Origin of the sequence: Trichlorobacter sp. (assembly GCF_030247655.1) — a bacterium.
GTDB lineage: Bacteria > Desulfobacterota > Desulfuromonadia > Geobacterales > Pseudopelobacteraceae > Trichlorobacter.
Genome location: NZ_JAOTRZ010000221.1, coordinates 1 through 4721 on the forward strand (window position 1 = coordinate 1; position 4721 = coordinate 4721).

Sequence of the window (4721 nt, forward strand, 5' to 3'; positions counted from 1 at the left end):
AAAAAACACCTGTAAAGACCGGTGGCGTCAGGTTCTTTCCGAAGCCGAGCGAGTTAAGTTCAAACACCTGCTTACCCTTGAACCAGGTATAAGTGAGAATCAGACAAACCAGATGAAAAGAAGCAAGCTTCAACTTGTTGTGCCATTAGCATTGCACAGAACGTACAAAACTGAACAGCAGACATGGCTATTGTCGTTTGACGACTTTATCCGGCTATTGATTGCACGACAATCATAGCCCATTTCTTCAGCCATATGATGGGTTAAATAAATGACTGAATTTCCTACAGATAATACCAGCGTGTACACCATTGCAACTTGGACCGTTGAGGGAAATAATCTTATATACTGCAATGAGAATGGTGATTCCATTAAACCTTCTGCTATGGATATATGGACAAGTCTTTATGCAAATAACGACAAATTTTCAGTCAATCCAATTTCTGCCTTGCCAGAGTACGAATTTTCTAGGTTCCCTGCGGAACCGGCACTATTACTGTCAGGCAGATCACCTGACAGTATAACAATTCATTTAGTCGGTCGATCCGGGAGTGAATATACAAATATAAGTAGCACAGATGTTGATCAATTGTTCATTGGAAATACCTGGTACCCTTTTGCCTTGTCCGATTACGAAGATGGCCTCGACAGGATCAAGGTGCAGAATATTGTATTCGGTCAGGTTATAACAGTCGGGCAACTCATATGGCTCAAAACACAGCCTGATCTTGGCATTGAGCTGATTGATGACCTTAAAAGCTGCACTCCGACTGATATACAAGCACCAACTACACTGAACTCAGCGCAATGGGGGTTGGAAGCGGAACTATATAATTATCAGAAGGATGGAGTACATTTTCTTAACTTGATAGCCAATCAGGGTCTTGGTTGCATTCTTGGTGATGAAATGGGGCTAGGGAAAACGGTCCAAGTCATTGCACTAATGCTGGCTGAGTATTCACAAGGACGATCCTCAACGTTAGTGGTTGCCCCCGCAACGATTCTTGAAAACTGGCGCAGGGAACTGACTCAATTTTCTCCATCACTGTCCGTACTTGTGCACGCTGGCTCGAATCGGGCAGGAATTGCGTCCAAACTTGCAGGCATTGATGTAGTTGTTACATCTTATGATATTGCTGTCAGAGATGAGCCGATGTTGTCTTCAATACGCTGGAATCTCTTGGTCCTGGATGAAGCACAAAGCATAAAAAATCCCGACGCTCAGAGGTCAATCGCGGTTAAAAACCTGGACAGGAGAGTTTCTCTTGCAGTTACCGGGACACCCGTTGAAAACAAATTAACTGATCTTTGGTCGCTTTCTGATTTTGCTCTTCCTGGGCTCCTCGGAAAGCGTGAGGATTTTGAAACTCTCTTTGAAAACACAGATTCAGATGCCTCGCAATTAGCGCCGCTTGTCTCTCCTATCCTGCTCCGGCGACGGGTCAAGGATGTCGCCAAAGACCTTCCTGAAAGGATAGACATACCTCAGCCCATTTCAATGTCAAAGAAAATGGCGGAAATGTACGAGCAGGTTCGGTTGGCTGCCATTGAAGAATATGGTAAATCTGCATCACTCGTTAGTTTACAGCGATTAAGGATGTTTTGTACTCACCCCATGCTTGCAGGTTTTAGTTTAGCAGACCCAGCCGAGCACATGCCTAAGTATCAACGCCTTATTGAATTACTGGAAGAAATTTTTTCCAGGGGGGAGAAATGTCTTATTTTCACTAGTTATACTGGCATGACAGATGTTTTGATTCATGACTTGTCCAAGCGTTTTGTTGATCAATATTTCAATTTTATAGATGGCAGAGTTCCTGTTCCTGAGCGTCAGACAATAGTTGATGAATTTTCTGTTTCACCAGCTTCCGGGGTTCTCATTCTAAACCCTAGGGCAGCTGGAGTCGGTCTCAATATAACAGCAGCAAACCATGTAATTCATTATAATCCCGAGTGGAATCCAGCATTGGAAGATCAGGCTTCCGCAAGAGCATATCGTAGAAAACAGCTCTATCCTGTTACGGTACATCAGCTTTACTTTGTAGACAGCGTTGAAGAAGTTGTGGTTGGACGCCTAAGACTCAAGCGTGGCTTGTCTGAGCATGCAGCAACAGGTCATAAAGGCGATTCGACTGCTAGTGCAGTAATGAGGGCTTTGACCTTATCACCACTTTCAAAAATTGGGGCTCTAGAATGAGATACTCGGCTCAAATAACAAAGATTCTAAGTGCGAATGACGTAGGTGAAACCGGTGGCCATCAAGCAGGAATTCTCGTTCCTAAGGACCTTGAGATTCTGTCGTTTTTCCCATCATTAAATTCAAAAGAGAAGAATCCTCGTGTGACGCTGGTATTTCGTGAAGGAGACGGCATAACCCGCTGGGATTTCAATTTTATTTACTATAATAACCGTTTTTTTGGCGGGACGAGAAATGAATACCGTTTGACTTGCATGACTCAGTACCTGAGAGCCCGAAATGCAAAGATTGGTGACCAAGTTGTTTTATCAAAGTGCTTAGAGGGCCGCCTTACGGTAGATGTTAAACGTGCAAACATACCTGCAATGGTTCAGGACGATGTTCTGGTCCTTTCAGGTGGCTGGAAAGTTATTAAGATATAAAGGGAGTGACTTATGGCTGACAACAGCTCGCTGGCTTCACACAAGCGCGCCACGATAATTTTCAACCCAGAAATGAGATAATTGGCCGCGCCAGATGTGTTGATAATATCAAATCAATCTTGATAGTAAACTAAAATGGAGGGGGCTTTCACCCCCTCCATCTGTTACCAGCTCCTGATTATCAATTCGTAGGTTGTCTGTGACCGACCAGCTCCACCAGTGGTGTACTTAATAGGTACCCTGTCTGTTGACAATCCCTTAAAAACCTTCCTTATATCCGGGTGGTCATTGATGCTTAAAATGGCCTTGCCCTTTATCGACCGCATCAGTCTTGACATAGCCTCGTATTGATCCATCTCAAACGGGACTCCATACCCCTCGGTTTGCCAGTATGGGGGATCGAGGTAAAACAACGTGCCCGGTCGGTCGTACTTAGTTATGCACTTTTGCCAGTCCAGATGCTCTACGCAAACCCTTTGCAATCTCAGATGGGCCTGGCTGAGGGTCTCTTCAATCCGCAACAGATTGAGTCTGGGCGGATCAGTGGCAGCGGTGCCAAAGGTCTGGCCAGCAACCTTGCCGCCGAACGCTGTCTTTTGCAGGTAGTAGAACCGGGCAGCCCTTTGGATGTCTGTGAGGGTTTCAGGCGGGGTTATTTGCAGCCATTGAAACATCTGACGGGAGACCAGCGACCAACGGAACTGCCGGATAAATTCGTCCAGGTGGTGCTGCAGCACACGATACAGGGTGATCAACTCATTGTTGCAGTCGTTGAGCACCTCAACGCTTGATACCGGCTTGAGGAAAAAAAGGGCGGCACCGCCGCAGAATGGTTCTACATAACAGGTATGATCCGGGAACAGCGGTAGGATCTGTTTCGCGAGGCGGCGTTTGCCGCCGATCCAGGGGATAATGGGTTGATACATTGTGAGCGCCTCCATTGTTTTTTGTAAAAATCATGGTAGGCTTACCTTCGCCGTGTCGACATGGCGGGGCAGCCTTGGTTGGCTCACTGGGACGTACAGTGGGTCGGCGTCCGGCAGATGTGTCGAGCATCTACCGGACGCCGCCTCTTCTGGTTATATGGTTAATGCTGCCAATTCTTCAGGGGTTGAACATCCTTCCGCAAGCTTTGTAATATCTCTCAGTCTCTGTTTCTCGGCGATCACCTCGCTATTATCTTTCCCTGATTCCAGGTTGCGCTGAGACTGTATGTCCAGCTTGGCCAATAATGGAGCGCGTTCGCGGCGCAGCCTCTCCTTTGTTATATCGATGGCCTTGTCCAGATTTATCTCGATCATGACAGTACCTCCTCTGGAAACACGGATGAGTCGCTACCGTATCCGTCAGGGTCCGGCATATCTACCGGCAATTCCCACGCCGCGCGGAATGTTCGATCTGCAGGGATTGCGCTAGCATCCACAATCCAGTAAGGCATCCCGGTGGGCACGTCTTTGGTTGCAATCTGTTCAATTGTGGCAAATTTAAGGGCGGCAAGGCCGGGGGTAATGATAGCCACACCACCGCCAGCAGGTGCGTACAGGATTCGTTTAGTTTGCATAAGTTCTCCTATCTAAAAATAGATATTGAAATATACGAAGAGTCATAATGTCCATTATTTGATGCGTATATAGTTGCAATGCGTACTGCAGTTGTCGTTGGCGGGGTTGTTTGAGATTTTTGAGCCACAAATAAAAACCCACCGCCGCCGTTGTTATCAGCCACCGTCCCGTTTATCTCGTAATTAGCATCCGGCATAGCCGTTGCAAAATTAATGGTGTAATCACCAGTCCCGTTGTCCGTAATACTTGACACGTTGCCACTCGCCCTGATCCCCACGGTATTTGTACCGTTAAAATTGACCCAGGCGCGGCAGGCGTAAATAGGGGCAGCACCTGACGCATTTAGTGCTGTTTTGACCCCTGCATCGTTAGCGACGAGAGTAGCCTGTGCTCCCAGCGTTGCCCGTGCCGTTGCCGCGTCAACATCATCCAGAAGGGTACGGGCAAACGCGGTCAGAGCAGTGATTCCAAATGTGTCGCTACCGGTGGCGTAGATTAACTGGTTGGCAGCGGTGGCCATAGCTGCAAGGGCGGTAAGGG

At 47.2% G+C, this 4721-nt stretch carries 7 protein-coding genes; 3 read left to right on the forward strand and 4 right to left on the reverse strand.

The genetic code is table 11. From position 1 onward, the window contains the following. The 3 genes from OEL57_RS14215 to OEL57_RS14225 form a co-directional block, all read left to right on the forward strand. Window positions 1-238, forward strand: a 238-nt coding sequence (locus tag OEL57_RS14215; RefSeq protein ID WP_300741319.1) for a type II restriction endonuclease, incomplete at its 5' end; no start/stop codon positions are given. 33 nt (window positions 239-271) lie between these two features. Beyond that, window positions 272-2197 (forward strand): DEAD/DEAH box helicase, encoded by a 1926-nt coding sequence (locus tag OEL57_RS14220; protein WP_300741321.1) that lies wholly within the window; start codon window positions 272-274, stop codon window positions 2195-2197. Beyond that, window positions 2194-2619 (forward strand): EcoRII N-terminal effector-binding domain-containing protein, encoded by a 426-nt coding sequence (locus OEL57_RS14225; protein ID WP_300741323.1) that lies wholly within the window; start codon window positions 2194-2196, stop codon window positions 2617-2619. Before OEL57_RS14220 ends, OEL57_RS14225 begins: the two co-directional genes overlap by 4 nt. Before the next feature lie 164 nt (window positions 2620-2783). On the opposite strand, the gene OEL57_RS14230 is transcribed toward OEL57_RS14225, so the two are convergent. The 4 genes from OEL57_RS14230 to OEL57_RS14245 form a co-directional block, all read right to left on the reverse strand. After that, the gene (locus OEL57_RS14230; protein ID WP_300741325.1) at window positions 2784-3545 is read right to left on the reverse strand and encodes a DNA adenine methylase; all 762 of its coding nucleotides are present in this window, start codon (window positions 3543-3545) and stop codon (window positions 2784-2786) included. Between the two features lie 153 nt (window positions 3546-3698). Beyond that, the gene (locus OEL57_RS14235) at window positions 3699-3920 is read right to left on the reverse strand and encodes a hypothetical protein (protein WP_300741327.1); all 222 of its coding nucleotides are present in this window, start codon (window positions 3918-3920) and stop codon (window positions 3699-3701) included. After that, window positions 3917-4180 (reverse strand): hypothetical protein, encoded by a 264-nt coding sequence (locus tag OEL57_RS14240; RefSeq protein WP_300741329.1) that lies wholly within the window; start codon window positions 4178-4180, stop codon window positions 3917-3919. Before OEL57_RS14240 ends, OEL57_RS14235 begins: the two co-directional genes overlap by 4 nt. 8 nt (window positions 4181-4188) lie before the next feature. Continuing rightward, window positions 4189-4721, reverse strand: a 533-nt coding sequence (locus OEL57_RS14245) for a hypothetical protein (protein WP_300741331.1), incomplete at its 5' end; no start/stop codon positions are given.

Coding starts and splice junctions, on each gene's coding strand:
- OEL57_RS14220 (WP_300741321.1), top strand. CDS start 272: ATGACTGAATTTCCTACAGATAATACCAGCGTGTACACCATTGCAACT.
- OEL57_RS14225 (WP_300741323.1), top strand. CDS start 2,194: ATGAGATACTCGGCTCAAATAACAAAGATTCTAAGTGCGAATGACGTA.
- OEL57_RS14230 (WP_300741325.1), bottom strand. CDS start 3,545: ATGTATCAACCCATTATCCCCTGGATCGGCGGCAAACGCCGCCTCGCG.
- OEL57_RS14235 (WP_300741327.1), bottom strand. CDS start 3,920: ATGATCGAGATAAATCTGGACAAGGCCATCGATATAACAAAGGAGAGG.
- OEL57_RS14240 (WP_300741329.1), bottom strand. CDS start 4,180: ATGCAAACTAAACGAATCCTGTACGCACCTGCTGGCGGTGGTGTGGCT.